The sequence below is a fragment of the Rhizobium vallis genome (genome assembly GCF_003985155.1).
GTDB classification, from domain to species: Bacteria; Pseudomonadota; Alphaproteobacteria; order Rhizobiales; family Rhizobiaceae; genus Rhizobium; species Rhizobium vallis.
Genome location: NZ_ML133704.1, coordinates 1 through 15,851 on the forward strand (window position 1 = coordinate 1; position 15,851 = coordinate 15,851).

Below are 15,851 nucleotides of genomic sequence, written 5' to 3' on the forward strand. Positions count from 1 at the left end.
CGTAAAATGCGATTTGACGCAAATCTGACATATCGCCTTCCTTCTTTCGTTCCATCCATCGCTGAGTAAAAGGCAGGCAGCTCGCGCCGCCTCGCATGGCAATCTTCAAAACCCGTGCCATGTGGGCAGCAGCATATAAAACAGCTGTTTTGCTGATCTTCAGCTATTTAGTTCCGAACTTTCGAAGGCGGGATCGACAAACTCTTGTCTCGAAACCGCCAAACTGGACGAAGCGGCTGCGAGGTCTTGTCGGTTGGAAATCGCTTGCGTCAAAGATCAACAAATCTCGTCCGTATCCTTACATCTCAGGCGAGGGACAGAAGTAGTGTGGCAAGTCGTAGAGCCAAGCAGATCGGTACCGTCTTGACGGCCGATCGGCTTCGCACCACGCGTCGAATCAAGGCCGGATGATCAGCAGAACGCATATGAAGGCACAGTAGAGATTGTCGCTTACAACAAACTCGCTGTTATGCTGTCTCCATGAACAAATAGGGGGAATGCCGACAGCTTGGCAGCTGCAGTCTTGCAGGCCCGGATTGTTTCGCCATTGGCTGAGATTGACAACGGAGCCGGTTTCGATCGTCAGCGGGCCAGATTCTGAGGAAATGCTCGAAGGCTACAGCAAAGATCGTGAGCAAGCTATCAAGTTAAAGCGCTAGTCGCGGACGCTTTTTTCCGGCCATACGCTCAGCTCCGACAAATTGTGGATCGCGTAGTCGAATACGGCGAAGAGCTTAAGGCAATTTTAGTAGGTGCTATCAGAATTGACCGATGATCATTATCCGACGACGACATCACCGCTCATCTTTAGGAAAGTGGCATTTGCGCGTGCCCGCACAGTCGTAATATCGGGAGCAATAATCCCCCGTATCGGTTCAACGTCGCCGGACAAGCCCGCCAAGTTGCATCTGTGGCCTTCACGTTTTCAAGATCTCGCGCCCGACGAACTCTGCCGCTCCAGAAAGACTTCCGCTTTCCTCAGGGAGAAAGCATTCATTAAAATCGCCGCATTCCTTGCAGCTGGGAGCGCTACAAAGGGAAAAGCCTTCAGCTTCGCAAATCTTGCGGTAAAAATACTTCTTCCACCTCATGTTGTTGGTGTTGCCTGCCACCAGCGCCGGAAAATGCGCGAACAGCAATCTCCTAAGTTCGGCTTTGTCAAGCAAGCCGAGATCCCGCCAGAGGTGGTCTTCGCGCATGGAACGTCGCGCAATGATCTTAGCAAAACGCACGCCCTCAGGGTCGCCTGGCCGCACATGCCCTAGGAGCATATCGCGCAACAGTTGCTCCTCCGCATCAGGCACGCAATCACTCGCCTCTTGCAGGGCAAAAGCGCGGATAAGCCTTGCCGGGAAACTGCGGGCTGGTATATCCCGCAGCTCCCTAAGCGAAAGGCCGGTTGCCTCGGTCGCGGTGGCAATCCCCATCTCAATTTCTTCAAGTGCGCGCGAAAAAACGCGGAAGAGCACATAGTCATCAAAATATAACTTGAGACCCATCTGGCATGGTCGGCTGAAATAGCGTGTTTGGCAATCGTCGCAGTGGTCGACGGCTATGCCGGTTTGACGTGCGGCGTCCGCAGCTGGCACCGCCACCGTCGAGACCCCGATGTGATGCACATTTGGCATGCGCTTCGTCGCTTTCTCCAATAATCGAATTCAGTTGGCTGCTTTGATCCCCGCAAGGCGAGCATTCAAAGGTTGTGCCAGCTTGAGCAAGTGACAGTTGAAGCCGGCTTTTCAATCACTCGATCGCCCGTGCAGCGGGGAGGCGATCCCGCCTCCCAGTTATCGCCAAACGGACAAACGCAGGCTTTCAATCTGCGGCGCCGATCGAGCAGTCTGAGTGTAGCAATCTGAGGGAAGATCAAAGATCAATTGCTGCGCAACGACGTGTTAGCCGCCGATAGAGTTATCATATGTCTCTTCGATAGTCCTCAGAGTAGTTGGAGACCGGCACTGAACGTCTTCCGACCTTCAGTGTTGACCTTTGTCCAGTTGAACGGGAGGCCTTCGGCAACGTAGTAAACGCCGCTTTGAGGCGTCAGCTTTCCGTTTCTCGAGCCCATGTCGCCACGCTCGCGGACTCTCAGCGAATCGGCGCGATAGAGTTCATTCTCCTGGATCCTATCATTCGTCATTGCGCTCATAGGAGCACCGGGGAGCGGCGATCAATACGCACTTGCAGGCCTTCCAGTGCGCCCGCAACGATGAGGCCCTTGTTCGCCACTCGGTCCATCGGAACAAACACAGGATCAAGCACCGGCCGGCAACATTCAAAACGTCGCGCGGCTTCCGTCATCGTTATTGACGGCGAACGATAAGGTTTACTACCATCGCCTCCCAAAAGCGCTATCTGCCCGGCAAGAGGGATCGGGTACCCGTCAAAGATCGTAAAGGCGGTTAACCCAACTCGCAAAGCTTCTTCGCCAACAAATAGCGAGTGCATGTCGTCGAAGCGGATCATCTGAATAAGATCACTGCCAATTAAACCGGCGATCGATGCAATGCTGTTGCGATCAGGGAGCTCAGCGGCGCGAAAGATCGCACTTTCTGGCTCCAACAGATACACAAAATTTTCCATATCCTTGCCTTCTAAATTCTTGAAAAGAGCTCGTGCCCAGCTGCTTTTGACGGGAGCGAAAGCGACTCGTGCATCAACTTGGGATAGCGACAACGCGCGGCAATATGCAGATTTCAGCGTGCTGTGTAAATGGTCCTGCGCCAATTCGGTTCGGTTCAATTCAAGCCAGGCTCCGGACGCGTCGCTCCGATGTCGCCCAGCCAGTTGATTCTATTGAGATATTTTAATGGGCGTGTTTTTATTCCGGCCAGCCCCCATACCAACTCCGGGCCAAACATGAACGCGACGATGTTAGACCATACCGGCAGCCGCGAGTCGACTAAGCGGGTTCAGCAATCGAACGCGGCGGCCATCGGCGTCGCCGCACGTATGGCTCGAATTTGTCCCAAATTTGCGGAACGGATCCCGACCTTGGGCAAACTATGCAAACGGGTGCGTGTTCCAAGTTTGACGAGATCTGTACGTTGTACGAATACCCGGCAGAATTAGAAATCATTTCCCATGCTGCAGACGCGAGAGCCTGAACTCGAAGCTAACGAGTGGAGCTTCTATCAAGGCACCCCTTACGACGTATAAAGCAGAAAGAAAATTTGCAATCGGCGAGTTCCATCCGAGCATCACGACATTTGGCTAGCGCAACCGGGGCAACAGCCGCGCTCACTGTTGGCTGACTTAAAGTGTGCTGAAAGCCGCGGTCGCGAGTTCGCGCTCGGTCCCCAGGCGTTTTCGGTGCCGCGTTTTTAGCGTTATTCAAAACGCGGATGATGGCATCCAATCAATCTATTTTGCCTGATTGGCGACCTTGGTGCATGACCAAGGTGTCTCACCAAACAAGCCGATCGCGACCTCAGCGGAGAACGTACAAAAATGCAATAGATAGGAAGCGGCAGATTTTATTGCGTATCCCGGAGAGATACTGGCGCCGCCTTGTTGCTCGCTATGGCGGCGGCCTTCGGAGTCTGGCGAACAGGATTTGCCGAGTCGGAAGCCGCGAAAGAAGAAGTCGTCACTTTGGCGTATTCGCGCTGACCCAACTTTTGGCAACCTATGGCACTCACGGCGAAGTCATGCACGTTCATAGCGTGGACGAATCGGGCGAAACGTCAGCGTCGACGCAGTTCAAGTATTGGACGAACGAACGGGAGCAAGGCCTTGTCCTTTAGAACTTTTTTTTGCATCCTGCTACTGGTCACGTGCACCAGCGCTGTTTCGGCCTACGCCGCGTCGCTTTCCATCTTCAAAGCGTTCGCCGTAACACTAGCGGCTTCGGTTTTCCTTCAGGTCGTTTATTTCTTGAGCCTGCTATTTATGTCCTTCCGGCCCACGCGCGAGAGCGACAGGTCGATACATTCAGGAACTCGGCAGGCAAACCAGCCACAAAAACATGATCGCGATGAAACTGAGCTGACCTGCCACTGAATTTTCATCCGGCGGCGATTAGAGCCTCGGCGGTTTTGAATACGCCAAGTGGCGCGGTGTGAGTTCGCGCGTTACGTCATCGACGATGTTGAGCACGCGAAACCTCCTTCCGCAAGCGAACTGGTCGTGCACGAAGTCTAGCGACCATCGGGCATTGGCCTTAGCTTCGACCAGAAATCGGAGCACGCGTGCGGACAGCACGGCGTCTGGCTTTGCGCTTGCGGACAGAGAGACCCTCCTCCCGATAAAGGCGATAGATGCGATTGACCCCGGACGGTTCTCCCTCCCGCCGAAGCAGGACGAACAGTCGCCGGTAGCCGAAACGCCGCCGCTCATTGGCGAGGTCGCGCAGCTTCGCTCGCAACTCGGTTTCCGGCGGTCGGTTCGACTGATAGCGGATCGTCTTGCGGTCGGCGGATATGATCTGGCAGGCCCGCCGTTCCGAAAGACCCATGACGGTCTTCAGATGCGTGACGGCGTCACGCTTCGCGACAGGCCCTACCATTTTTTTGAAAGAAGCTCGCGGAGTGCTGCTGCGTCCAACATCTGCTCGGCGAGCAGCTTCTTCAGCCTGGCATTCTCATCTTCAAGCGCCTTCAGCCGCTTGGCCTCGGAGACTTCCAGGCCGCCGTATTTGGCTTTCCAGTTGTAAAACGTCGCTTCTGAAATCCGTGCTTGCGGCAAAGGTCGGCCGCCTTCGCACCAGCCTCCTGCTCCTTCAGCACCGCAATTATCTGCTCTTCGGTAAATCTCTGCTTCTTCATTCGTCCGTCCTTTGATGGGCCGGACTCTAATCAATTCTGGAGGAAATTCGCAGGGGCAGGTCAGAGCAGTCCAACGTCCCCCAGCTTGACCTAAGGCGTAAACGGCGCACCCCTTAGTTAGCGGTGTAGGTATTGACCCAATTCATCAGGCTAAAGCTCAATTCGATGTCATGGAACTACTCAACAACCTCCAGCAACCGAGGACCGCTTTCTTCACCACGGTGCGGCGGTCCATGAGATGCTGCATTGGTCTCCCGATTGCTTCATCTTCGGCAGGAGGCTTCTGGATTGGGCATCGTCTGGTTTAGAAAGCACCTCCGACTCAGGCGACTGTTGCCGACCGCCGCTCCTGATTAGATGACATGTTTCCGGAAGAGAACATGCTTCGAAATTTGAGCGTTTCCCGTTGCCTTTTCTACCTACGCCGATCGAGAAGCTCGACCGTCTCGGTAAGCGCGGGGGTGGAAACATTAAGAACAACGTCAACGAGATGACTACAAGCTCAGAACTTGCATTTGGCGGAAATAAGCTCCGCAAACTTTACTACCGGAGGGTCGAGGCGGGTCCAGTCTGATTTGCCCAGAGCCGGCGCTTTTAACGCGGCGGCCTCGGCGCAGTCGACGACGTTCCCGCCCATCGGACGAAAACTGGCGGGGCAACTTCGACGTCGAAGATGGCGCGGATTGTTGCACGAAAGCCCGCCGCGAGGGCATCCCATGCAGGTCGCCGACTATCGGACGCAGACCGGCTTAGAGCAGTCTTTTGTCAGACATGTACTCCGCGGTTGTCGGCATTGAGACTGAATGGCGGGAGCTTGACACTACGCGCTGCTACGAAATGCCTGCTGAACCCACGAATTCACTTCGGCACGCGATTTGCTCTGGTCACGGTATGTCGCCAATCGCAGCGCGATGGTCTTCGGGCGGCGCATCGCTGTTCGCGTCTCGTGAGTTCCGATGGTTTGCTGGGCAATGATAGTGGCTCGGTTGTGTGTGCCGGGAAAATGTGAGGAGTGTTAGATGCGATCTAGAGTTCTTCGTTTGCGACCCACAACAATCGCCCACGTCGCGAGCGGTACAGCCAAAGCGGCAGACCTTGAGCCAGGCGGGAAGCCGGGGGTGTGGGACTGGACTGGAAGTTCTGTTTGCGGACGGGTCGGTGGGCGGGTGCGGTCGAACCTGCTGCGCCAATTCCTACGGTCGGCCGACCTATGGCGATACCGACATGTTCGATTTCAACCGGCTGCAAAACCCGCACCTGCCGCTCGGCCAGGGGCCGCATCTGTGCCTGGGCGCTGCGCTGGCGCGCCTGGAATTGGGAAGTGTCTTCCCCCCGCCGTTCGTGCGGCCGGAGGATCTGGCGCTGGCAATCGCCGCAGAGGGCGTGGTCTACACGTTGCCTTAACTCATTTGCTGCCCGCAGTCTGCCCATCATCTTCCGCCCCTTCCGGGCTTAAAGAGTGAAGCGTCACCATGTCCGAACAATCCTTGCCGACGCTGCCGATGTGGCGGGTCGATCACATCGAGCCCTCGCCCGAGATGTTAGCGCTACGCGCCAAAGGTCCGATCCACCGCGTGCGCCTTCCGTCCGGGCACGAATGCTGGTGGGTGACAGGCTATGACGAGGCCAAGGCGGTGCTGTCTGACGCGGCATTCCTGCCCGCGGGAATGCCTCCGGCGGATTTCACCCCCGATTCGGTCATTCTCGGTTCGCCGGGATGGCTGGTCTCGCACGAAGGGGACGAGCATGCTCGGTTACGCACGATCGTGGCGCCGGCCTTCAGCAACAGCAGGGTGAAGCTGCTTACGCAGCAGGTCGAGGCGATCACCGTGCAGTTGTTCGATACGCTGGCGGTTCAGCCCCAGCCCGCAGACTTGCGACGCCATCTCTCCTTTCCGCTTCCGGCCAAGGTAATCAGCGCGCTGATGGGCGTGCCCTTCGAGGAACACGCCTTTTTCGCAGGGCTCTCCGACGAGGTGATGACGCACCAGCATGAAAGCGGCCCGCGCAGCGCGTCCGGCCTGGCCTGGGAAGAGCTCCGCGCCTACATCCACGGCAAAATACGGGGCAAGCGACAGGATCCGGGCGATAACCTGCTGACGGATCTGCTAGCCGCGGTCGACCAGGGCAAAGCGACCGAGGAAGAGGCGATCGGCCTCGCGGCGGGCGTGCTGGTGGCGGGGCACGAGAGCACCGTCGCGCAGATCGAATTCGGCCTGCTGGCCATGTTTCGCCATCCGCAACAGCGCGAACGCCTGGTCCGCGATCCTTCCCTGGTTGACAAGGCGGTGGAAGAAATACTGCGCATGTATTCGCCTGGCGCGGGGTGGGACGGCATCATGCGCTATCCCCGGACCGACGTTACCATCGCGGGCGTGCATATACCCGCGGAGAGCAAAGTACTGGTCGGCCTGCCGGCGACCTCGTTTGATCCGTGCCATTTCAAAGACCCGGAAGTCTTCGACATCGGACGCGACGCAAATCCCCACCTGGCGTTCTCCTACGGGCAGCACAATTGCATCGGGGCGGCGCTGGCGAGGCTGGAACTGAAGGCCATATTCGGTTCGATCTTCCAGCGCTTTCCCGCGTTGCGCCTGGCCGTGGCGCCCGAAGAACTGAAGTTGCGCAAGGAGATCATCACCGGCGGGTTCGAGGAGATGCCGGTGCTCTGGTGCGGACGCCCCCCGGCATCGCAATCTTCTCATTTGGCGGCGCCTGGCGCGCACCGGTCAGATCAGCCACTCGACAGGTAATCAAGATGGACGTGCAAGACACCACGGCAGCATGCCACGACGCCTTCGCCGAGCTGGCGTCGCCAGCATGCATCCAAGACCCGTACCCGTTCATGCGGTGGTTGCGAGAGCACGATCCGGTGCACCGCGCGGCGTCGGGCCTCTTTCTGTTGAGCCGCCACGCCGACATCTACTGGGCGTTCAAGGCTACGGGCGATGCGTTTCGGGGGCCGGCGCCATCCGAACTGGCGCGCTATTTCCCGCGTGCGGCGAGCAGCCTGTCGCTCAATCTGCTGGCGTCTACGCTAGCCATGAAGGAACCACCGACGCATACGCGTCTGCGCCGGCTGATTTCGCGCGATTTCACCGTGGGCCAGATCGACAACCTGCGGCCGAGCATCGCGCGCATCGTCGCAGCTCGCCTGGATGGCATGGCGCCCGCACTGGAGCGAGGAGAGGCGGTGGACCTGCATCGGGAATTCGCACTGGCCTTGCCCATGCTTGTCTTCGCTGAATTGTTCGGCATGCCCCAAGACGACGTTTTCGAGCTCTCAGCGATCGTCAGCGCCATTCTAGAAGGCCTGAGCCCGCACGCCAGCGATCCACAGCTCGCCGCGGCGGACGTGGCCAGCGCCAGGGTGAAGGCCTATTTCGGCGACCTCATACTGCGCAAGCGCGCCGATCCCCGCCGCGACATCGTGTCGACACTGGTCGGCGCACACACCGACGACGCCGATACGCTCTCGGACGCGGAGTTGATCAGCATGCTGTGGGGCATGTTGCTGGGCGGCTTCGCCACCACTGCTGCGACTATCGACCATGCGGTGCTGGCGATGCTGGCCTACCCCGAGGAGCGGCACTGGCTGCAGGGAGACGCCGCAGGGGTGGAGGCATTTGTAGAAGAAGTACTGCGCTGCGAGGCGCCCGCCATGTTCAGCTCCATTCCGCGTATCGCCCAGCGCGACATCGAACTGCATGGCGTGGTGATCCCGAAGGACGCGGACGTGCGCGTGCTGATCGCGGCCGGCAATCGCGACCCGGACGCTTTCGCTGATCCCGACCGCTTCGATCCGGTGCGGTTCTACGGCACCAGGCCTGGCATGTCGAGCGACGGAAAGATTATGCTGAGCTTCGGCCACGGCATCCACTTCTGCCTAGGTGCTCAACTCGCCAGGGTGCAACTGGCCGAGAGCCTGCCGCAGATCCAGGCTCGCTTCCCCACGTCGGCCTTGGCCGAGCAGCCGACCCGGGAGCCCTCAGCGTTCCTTAGGACGTTCCGCGCGCTGCCGGTGCGGCTGCACGCGCAGGCGGCGGCTGAGGTTCGCGTCGTGGTCGACCAGGACCTGTGCGGAACCACTGGTCAGTGCGTGTTGACGCTGCCGGGCACCTTTCGTCAGCGCGAGCCGGACGGCGTGGCGGAAGTGTGCATGGCGACGGTCCCGCAGGCGCTGCACGCCGCCGTGCGCCTAGCAGCCAGCCAGTGCCCGGTCGCGGCCATTCGGGTGATCGAAAGCGAAGCCGGCGATGACCATTGCACCAACCCCGGCCCTACGCCCTCTCCGGCAGACGCTGAGCGACATGCAGCGAAAGACCTACGCAATCCAGGAGAACATGATGGAACGATTTAAAGGCAAGGTGGCCGTGGTGACCGGCGCCGGCGCCGGGATCGGCAAGGCATGCGCCCTCGCCATCGCGCGCGAGGGCGGCAGAGTGGTGGTGGCCGACATTGATGGCCCCGCTGCCATCGCCTGCACCGCACAGATCGCAGCCGAAGCGGGCCAAGCGCTGGCCGTGGCCATGGACATCGCAGATGCGCAGGCGGTGGCAGAGCTGTTCAAAACGGCGAAGCGGCGCTTCGGTGGGGTCGACGTGCTTGTGAACAATGCGAGCGCCATGCATTTGACTCCGCACGACCGCGCGATCCTCGACCTGGACGTGGCGGTCTGGGACCAGACCATGGCGACCAATTTGCGCGGCACGCTCCTTTGCTGCCGGCAGGCCATCCCACAAATGATCGGCCGTGGTGGTGGCGCGATCGTGAACATGTCATCGTGCCAAGGGCTCAGCGGCGACACCGCACTGACGTCATACGCCGCGTCGAAGGCCGCAATGAACATGCTGTCGGCCTCGCTTGCCACCCAATACGGACACGCGAAGATCCGCTGCAACGCGGTTGCGCCAGGTCTTGTCATGACCGAACGTCTCTTCGCCAAGCTGGACGAGTGCATGCAACGGCATCTACACCGGCACCAGCTCCTGCCGCACGTCGGCCGCCCCGAGGACGTAGCCGCGCTGGTCGCGTTCCTGCTCTCGGAGGAGGCTGCGTTCATCACCGGCCAGGTGGTGTGCATCGACGGCGGCATGTTGGCGCATGTTCCAACCTACGCCGACGGTGGCAACAGCGCGGCTCGGCCGGCCGGTGACGCCGCCGAAGCAGCCGCAGCGTCGCATTGGTGATGGACATGCTGCTCAACCCGCTGAACCGCTGGCGCCGGCTACGGGACGACATCCCGGTCATGCCTGGCGCTTTCCCCCTGGTCGGGCATCTTCCCGCCATCGTCTGCGATCTGCCGCGCCTGCTGCGGCGCGCGGAAAGGACCCTAGGCAGCCACTTCTGGCTGGACTTCGGCCCGGCCGGACACCTGATGACATGCCTGGATCCAGATGCGCTCGCATTGCTCCGGCACAAGGAAGTGTCCTCGGCACTGATCGAAGAGATGGCGCCCGACATCCTTGGCGGAACGTTGGTCACTTTGGACGGTAGCGCGCACCGGCAGGCGCGCGATGGGATAAAAGCGGCGTTTCTGCCGAGGGGTCTGACCGAGGCCGGCATTGGCGAGCTGTTCGAACCAATTATTAGGGCTCAGGTCAAGGCGTGGCGCGACCGCGGTGAAGTCGCTATCCTGCCAGACACCCGCAACCTGATGCTCAAACTCACCTTCAGTCTCATGGGCATCCCCGCCCAAGACCTGTCGGAGTGGCATCGCAAGTATCGGCAACTGCTACAATTGATGGTCGCGCCCCCGATCGACCTGCCGGGGATGCCCTTGCGACGCGGCCGCGCCGCCCGCGATTGGATCGACGCGCAGTCGCGCCAGTTCATCCGGGACGCGCGCGCGCGCGCCGCGCGCACCGGGTTGATCAACGACATGGTGAGCGCCTTCGATTGCAGCGATGGCGCGCTCTCCGATGACGTCCTGGTCGCCAATATCCGCTTGCTGCTGCTTGCCGGCCACGAGACCTCCGCCTCGACGATAGCCTGGATGGTGATCGAGCTGGCGCAGCATCCAGAGCTGTGGGACGCCCTGGTCGAAGAGGCGCAACGCGTGGGCGCGGTGCCGACCGGGCACGAGGACCTGGCGCAATGTCCGGTCGCAGAGGCGCTGTTTCGGGAGACGCTACGAATGCATCCGGCTTCCTCGCTCGTACCGCGTCGCGCGATGCAGGAATTACAACTCGGCCAGCGGCGCATTCCTTCGGGCACTCATTTGTGCATCCCACTACTGCATTTCTCGACCTCGCCGCTGCTGCACGAAGCGCCCGATCAGTTCCGTCTGGGGCGGTGGCTGCAACGCACGGAGCCGATCCGGCCGGTGGACATGCTGCAGTTCGGTGCCGGCCCACACGTCTGCATGGGCTATCACCTTGTATGGCTGGAGCTGGTGCAGTTCAGCATCGCCTTGGCATTGACCATGCAGGAGGCCGGGGTGCGGCCGCGATTGATGAGCGGCGTCGAAAAAGGCCGGCGCTATTACCCGACCGCACATCCGTCCATGACAGTCCGCATCGGATTCTCATGAGCTGGGATCCTCTGCCCCGTGTCAAGAGGCAGCGGCGACGACGATGGGCGGCATTGCTGCACTCGGCGCGCGCGCGCGGTGCGACGCCGGCAGCACCGCGGCGGCTCGCCGCTCGCCGCGGCATTCTCTGTCAGGTAGAAGGAGATGAACAACATGCAGAAGGGTTCCACGCTAAACGACGACCGAACTGGCGTTTCCCCGTTCGGCGGATCGGGCGCGCAGGCGTGCGGCGGATTGCCGGTGCGCGCGTCCATAGGCATTGGCGCGCTATGCGCCGTCGCGGAGGATGCCGCGCTTTACTCTGTACCGCGCACTGGATCGCTATCGCGCCTGTTTCGGCCTTGTATTGTAGGTGGTCGAGGATGACACGCCAGCGGATGACGCGACGCTGGGCAAGCCCCCGGCAAGCATGCGGCGGAGAAGAAAGCAACCGGCGTGCCGATCACGAAGCTGCATGCAGCGCCCCAGTCAGTGCCGGGCCTATGGCCAGAGGCCGAGGAAGCCATCACCTCGCTGCGCCCGCGTGCGGAGCGGTTGGCGCAGGCCGTGCAGCGGGCCAAAAGGGTATCTGTTCAAGCACGCGCCGTGCGCATTGGCGCCGGTCCGCACGGAGGCGCCGCCGTACCGCTGCGATCGGCCGGCGGCACCGCTAGATGCTACATTGTGTTCGATTCCACGGCGCAGATCGGAGCGGTTGCCCACCGCGGACCGCCGCCAGCATAGGTGCGCTTCGCCGCGCTTCTCGTCAACTGCCTGCAGAGGGAACATCCCGCATGAGTGCGCTGTCCGAACAGATCCTTTCTGAATTGCGCCACTTGCTGAACGAGACGCGCGATGGCGGCAGCGTGAGTCCGTCCGTTTACGACACGGCGCGCGTTTTGCAGTTCAGCGGCAACGTCACCGGTCGGCAGAACGGATACGCGTGGCTCATGGCGCAGCAACAGGCCGATGGCGGGTGGGGAAGTGCTGACTTCCCACTGTTCCGCCATGTACCCACGTGGGCGGCGTTGCTTGCATTGCGGCGTGCCGATCCTCTTCCCGGCGCTGCGGACGCAGTTCAGGCTGCAACGCGGTTCCTCGAGCGCCAGCCGGATCCCTACGCGGATGCGGTGCCGGAAGACGCGCCGGTAGGCGCGGAGCTGATCCTGCCGCAGATCTCCGGCGAGGCCACATCCTTGGTGGGCGACGTGGTGTTTCCGCGCTACCCGGCGCTGTTGCCGTTGCGGCAAGCGTGCCTGGTTAAGTTGGGGACGGTGGGACCGCTGCCGAGCGGCCATCCGTTGTTGCACTCCTGGGAAGCCTGGGGGACGTCGCCGACCACGGCATGCCTGGACGACGACGGCAGCATCGGCATCAGCCCGGCGGCAACCGCCGCGTGGCGTGCGCACGCCCTCACACAGGCGAGCGCGCCACAGGTCGAGCGTGCCGACAGGTATCTTCAGGCCGCATCGCGCGCGGCGCGCAGCGGCATCGAAGGTGTCGTTCCCAGCGTCTGGCCGATCAACGTGTTCGAGCCATGCTGGTCGCTGTACACTCTGCATCTGGCCGGGTTGTTTTCGCATCCCGCGCTCGCCGAGGCGGTGCGCGTGATCGTCGCGCAGCTCGATGCCTGTCTGGGCGTGCGCGGTCTGGGTCCGGCCTTGCACTTCGCGGCCGATGCAGACGACACTGCTGTTGCGTTGTGCATCCTGCACCTAGCAGGACGCAACCCGGCTGCCAACGCGTTGCGCCACTTCGAAATCGGCGGGCTGTTCGTTACCTTCCCCGGCGAGCGCAATGCCTCGGTGTCGACCAACATCCACGCCCTGCATGCGTTCAGACTGTTGGGAAAGCCCACCGCCGGTACCAGCGCTTACCTTGAGGCCAATCGCAACGCGGACGGTCTATGGGACAATGACAAATGGCATGTTTCGTGGCTGTATCCCACCGCGCATGCAATCGCTGCGCTCGCGCAAGGCGCGCCCCAGTGGCGCGACGAGCGCGCGCTGGCGGCGCTGTTGCAGGCGCAGCGCGACGACGGCGGCTGGGGCGCGGGTCGCGCGTCAACATTTGAGGAAACCGCCTATGCGCTGTTCGCGTTGCACGTGATGGATGGGCGCGAAGAGCCGACAGGGCGCGCCCGCATCGCGCTGGCGGTCGCGCACGCGCTGGAGTGGATGCTCGCTCGCCATGAGGCGCATGAATTGCCGCAGACGCCGCTGTGGATCGGCAAGGAATTGTATTGCCCGACCCGGGTCGTGCGCGTGATCGAACTCGCCGGCTTGTGGCTGGCTCTTCGTTGGGGGCGGCGCATCCCGACCGAGGGAGCAGGAGGAATGGCGCAATGATCCCGACGGAAAGCGCGCTGCAGCAAGTACTGGAGTGGGGGCGTTCCCTGACCGGATTCGCCGACGAGCATGCCGTAGAAGCAGTTAGGGGCGGACAGTACATCCTGCAGTGTATCCAACCGAGCTTGCACGATATCAGCGCCCGCACCGGCCGAGATCCGCAGGACGAAAAGCTGATCGTGGCGTTTTATCGCGAGTTGGCGCTACTGTTTTGGCTCGACGATTGCAACGACCTTGGCCTGATCGCGCCGGAGCAGCTGGCCGCGGTGGAGCAGGCGCTGGGGCAGGGCGTGCCATGCGCGGTCCCCGGTTTCGAGGGCTGCGCTGTGCTGCGCGCTTCCCTGGCCGCGCTCGCCTACGATAGGCGCGACTATACTGAGCTTCTAAACGATACCCGGTGCTACTGCGCGGCGCTGCGCGCCGGACCCGCGCAGGCGGCGGGGGCTGAACGCTGGTCGTACGCCGAATACTTGCACAATTCCATCGATTCGATCGCCTACGCGAACGTGTTCTGTTGCCTGTCGTTGCTATGGGGGCTGGACATGGCGACCCTGCGCGCGCGTCCGGCGTTTCGCCAGGTGCTGCGGCTCATCTCCACGATAGGGCGCCTGCAGAACGATCTGCATGGATGCGCCAAGGATAGGGCGGCGGGAGAAGCCGACAACGCTGCCATCCTGCTCCTGCAGCGTTATCCGGCTATGCCTGTGGAGGATTTCCTCAACGACGAGCTGGTCGGCCATGCGCGCATGCTGCACCGAGTGATGGTGAAAGAACGCTTTCCTGCACCATGGGGACCGTTAATCGAGGCCATGGCGGTCATTCGCGCGAAGTACTACCAGACCTCGATCAGCCGCTACGGCAACGATGCGGCGGGGGGAGGCCAGCGTGCGCCGGCGTGAACGCGCGGGAGGCGGCGGCGTGCGCGCGGCGCCCTCGGTCCGATCCGACGCAACGCCAACGCCCAATACGGCGGATCGAGCGAGCGGGTGCGACGACGCCCTGACCCGGCGCAAGGACGACCATCTGGACCTCGTGCTGGATCGGCGAACGGCGCCAGCCACGGTCGCTGCCGGCTGGGAGCAAATCCGGTTCGAACACTGCGCACTGCCCGAGCTGGACCTGACGCAGATCGAACTGCGCACATCGCTGTTAGGCAAGCCAATACGTGCGCCGCTGCTGATCAGTTCCATGACCGGCGGAATGCCACGCGCAAAGGCCATCAATCGGCACCTGAGCGAGGCGGCGCAAGCCTTGGGGATCGCCATGTGCGTCGGTTCGCAGCGCGTGAGCCTCCAATCGCGCAATTCCCAGGGGCTGACGCGCGCCCTACGCCGCCTGGCGCCTGACATTCCCTTGCTGGCCAATATCGGCGCTGCGCAACTGCGCGAGGCCGACGGCCTTGATCTGGCGCGCCGGGCTGTCGATGCGCTGGAGGCTGATGGGCTGATCGTCCATCTCAATCCGCTGCAGGAAGTGCTACAGCCGGATGGCGACCGCGACTGGCACGGCGTACTGGCGCAGGTGGCTCGCGCCGCGCGTAGCGTGGGCGTGCCTATCGTGGCCAAAGAAGTCGGGTGGGGCCTGTCCGCCTCGGTGGCCTGCGCGCTCGTCGAGGCGGGTGTTGAGGTGATTGATGTCGCCGGAGCCGGCGGCACCAGTTGGGCCGCGGTGGAGGGCGAGCGCGCCCGCGATGCCGCCGGCCGTGCAGTGGCGATGGCGTTTGCCGATTGGGGGATCCCGACACCGGCCAGCTTGCAGGCGGTCCGTCGGGCACTGCCAACGGTGAAGCTTATCGCGTCCGGCGGGATCCGCGACGGCGTCGACGTGGCCAAGGCCATTCGCCTGGGTGCGGACATTGCCGGGCAGGCAGCCGGCGTGCTGCCGGCGGCTACGGTATCGACCGAAGCGGTCGTTGCGCATTTCGAGGTCGTCATCCGCCAGTTGGCCGTCGCCTGCTTTTGCACCGGCTCACCTGATCTGGCGACGTTGCGCCAGGCGCGCTTGTTGCCCTCCGCGCACTTGTTGCCCTCCGCGCATCCGCCAGTCGGATGATGCCGGCGTCGCCCGCTCTGTCGGCCGGCCCTCCAAGCTGGTTGCAAAAACCGTTAACGCTAAAGCTAGACCTCTAATCCACCTTGGCCCAGCGGTTCGATGCAGGGAACGAAATGTTCATGAAGCAGCTGTTGACGATGAAGCGGTAATGATGCCGCCGGCTAGGTTATGCGT

At 61.8% G+C, this 15,851-nt stretch carries 10 protein-coding genes and 1 pseudogene; 8 read left to right on the plus strand and 3 right to left on the minus strand.

Annotated elements, in window-relative coordinates; genetic code table 11:
• Positions 1–917 precede the first annotated feature (917 nt).
• The 3 genes and pseudogenes from EFQ99_RS31660 to EFQ99_RS31680 form a co-directional block, all read right to left on the minus strand.
• Positions 918–1,628, minus strand: coding sequence for a nitrogen fixation protein NifQ (locus EFQ99_RS31660; protein WP_008536495.1), 711 nt, complete (start codon positions 1,626–1,628; stop codon positions 918–920).
• 517 nt (positions 1,629–2,145) lie between these two features.
• Entirely contained in the window at positions 2,146–2,583 is a 438-nt protein-coding gene (locus EFQ99_RS31670; RefSeq protein WP_008536498.1) for a DUF3846 domain-containing protein, read from the minus strand.
• 1,482 nt (positions 2,584–4,065) lie between these two features.
• Positions 4,066–4,766, minus strand: a pseudogene (locus tag EFQ99_RS31680) (transposase); the annotation flags it as partial.
• A 1,224-nt stretch (positions 4,767–5,990) separates the two neighbouring features.
• On the opposite strand from EFQ99_RS31680, the gene EFQ99_RS31690 reads away from it, so the two are divergent.
• From EFQ99_RS31690 to fni, 8 genes are all read left to right on the plus strand, one after another.
• Entirely contained in the window at positions 5,991–6,170 is a 180-nt protein-coding gene (locus EFQ99_RS31690) for a cytochrome P450 (protein WP_008536508.1), read from the plus strand.
• 68 nt (positions 6,171–6,238) lie between these two features.
• Positions 6,239–7,519 (plus strand): cytochrome P450, encoded by a 1,281-nt coding sequence (locus EFQ99_RS31695; protein WP_011053445.1) that lies wholly within the window; start codon positions 6,239–6,241, stop codon positions 7,517–7,519.
• 5 nt (positions 7,520–7,524) lie between these two features.
• The gene (locus EFQ99_RS31700; protein WP_029875528.1) at positions 7,525–9,126 is read left to right on the plus strand and encodes a cytochrome P450; all 1,602 of its coding nucleotides are present in this window, start codon (positions 7,525–7,527) and stop codon (positions 9,124–9,126) included.
• Complete coding sequence (locus tag EFQ99_RS31705) at positions 9,113–9,955, plus strand: SDR family oxidoreductase (RefSeq protein ID WP_008536513.1); 843 nt, start codon at positions 9,113–9,115, stop codon at positions 9,953–9,955. Before EFQ99_RS31700 ends, EFQ99_RS31705 begins: the two co-directional genes overlap by 14 nt.
• Complete coding sequence (locus EFQ99_RS31710; protein WP_011053442.1) at positions 9,955–11,298, plus strand: cytochrome P450; 1,344 nt, start codon at positions 9,955–9,957, stop codon at positions 11,296–11,298. Before EFQ99_RS31705 ends, EFQ99_RS31710 begins: the two co-directional genes overlap by 1 nt.
• A 773-nt stretch (positions 11,299–12,071) precedes the next feature.
• Entirely contained in the window at positions 12,072–13,625 is a 1,554-nt protein-coding gene (locus tag EFQ99_RS31720; protein WP_011053441.1) for a hypothetical protein, read from the plus strand.
• On the plus strand, positions 13,622–14,524 hold the full coding sequence (locus tag EFQ99_RS31725) for a terpene synthase family protein (RefSeq protein ID WP_008536520.1): 903 nt from the start codon (positions 13,622–13,624) through the stop codon (positions 14,522–14,524). Before EFQ99_RS31720 ends, EFQ99_RS31725 begins: the two co-directional genes overlap by 4 nt.
• Positions 14,490–15,677 (plus strand): type 2 isopentenyl-diphosphate Delta-isomerase, encoded by a 1,188-nt coding sequence (gene fni, locus EFQ99_RS31730; protein WP_185171564.1) that lies wholly within the window; start codon positions 14,490–14,492, stop codon positions 15,675–15,677. Before EFQ99_RS31725 ends, fni begins: the two co-directional genes overlap by 35 nt.
• The last annotated feature ends 174 nt before the right edge of the window (positions 15,678–15,851 follow it).

What these genes read in the sequence shown, in the direction of transcription:
- EFQ99_RS31660 (WP_008536495.1), bottom strand. Translation starts at nt 1,628, where the DNA reads ATGCCAAATGTGCATCACATCGGGGTCTCGACGGTGGCGGTGCCAGCT.
- EFQ99_RS31670 (WP_008536498.1), bottom strand. Translation starts at nt 2,583, where the DNA reads ATGGAAAATTTTGTGTATCTGTTGGAGCCAGAAAGTGCGATCTTTCGC.
- EFQ99_RS31690 (WP_008536508.1), top strand. Translation starts at nt 5,991, where the DNA reads ATGTTCGATTTCAACCGGCTGCAAAACCCGCACCTGCCGCTCGGCCAG.
- EFQ99_RS31695 (WP_011053445.1), top strand. Translation starts at nt 6,239, where the DNA reads ATGTCCGAACAATCCTTGCCGACGCTGCCGATGTGGCGGGTCGATCAC.
- EFQ99_RS31700 (WP_029875528.1), top strand. Translation starts at nt 7,525, where the DNA reads ATGGACGTGCAAGACACCACGGCAGCATGCCACGACGCCTTCGCCGAG.
- EFQ99_RS31705 (WP_008536513.1), top strand. Translation starts at nt 9,113, where the DNA reads ATGGAACGATTTAAAGGCAAGGTGGCCGTGGTGACCGGCGCCGGCGCC.
- EFQ99_RS31710 (WP_011053442.1), top strand. Translation starts at nt 9,955, where the DNA reads ATGGACATGCTGCTCAACCCGCTGAACCGCTGGCGCCGGCTACGGGAC.
- EFQ99_RS31720 (WP_011053441.1), top strand. Translation starts at nt 12,072, where the DNA reads ATGAGTGCGCTGTCCGAACAGATCCTTTCTGAATTGCGCCACTTGCTG.
- EFQ99_RS31725 (WP_008536520.1), top strand. Translation starts at nt 13,622, where the DNA reads ATGATCCCGACGGAAAGCGCGCTGCAGCAAGTACTGGAGTGGGGGCGT.
- fni (WP_185171564.1), top strand. Translation starts at nt 14,490, where the DNA reads ATGCGGCGGGGGGAGGCCAGCGTGCGCCGGCGTGAACGCGCGGGAGGC.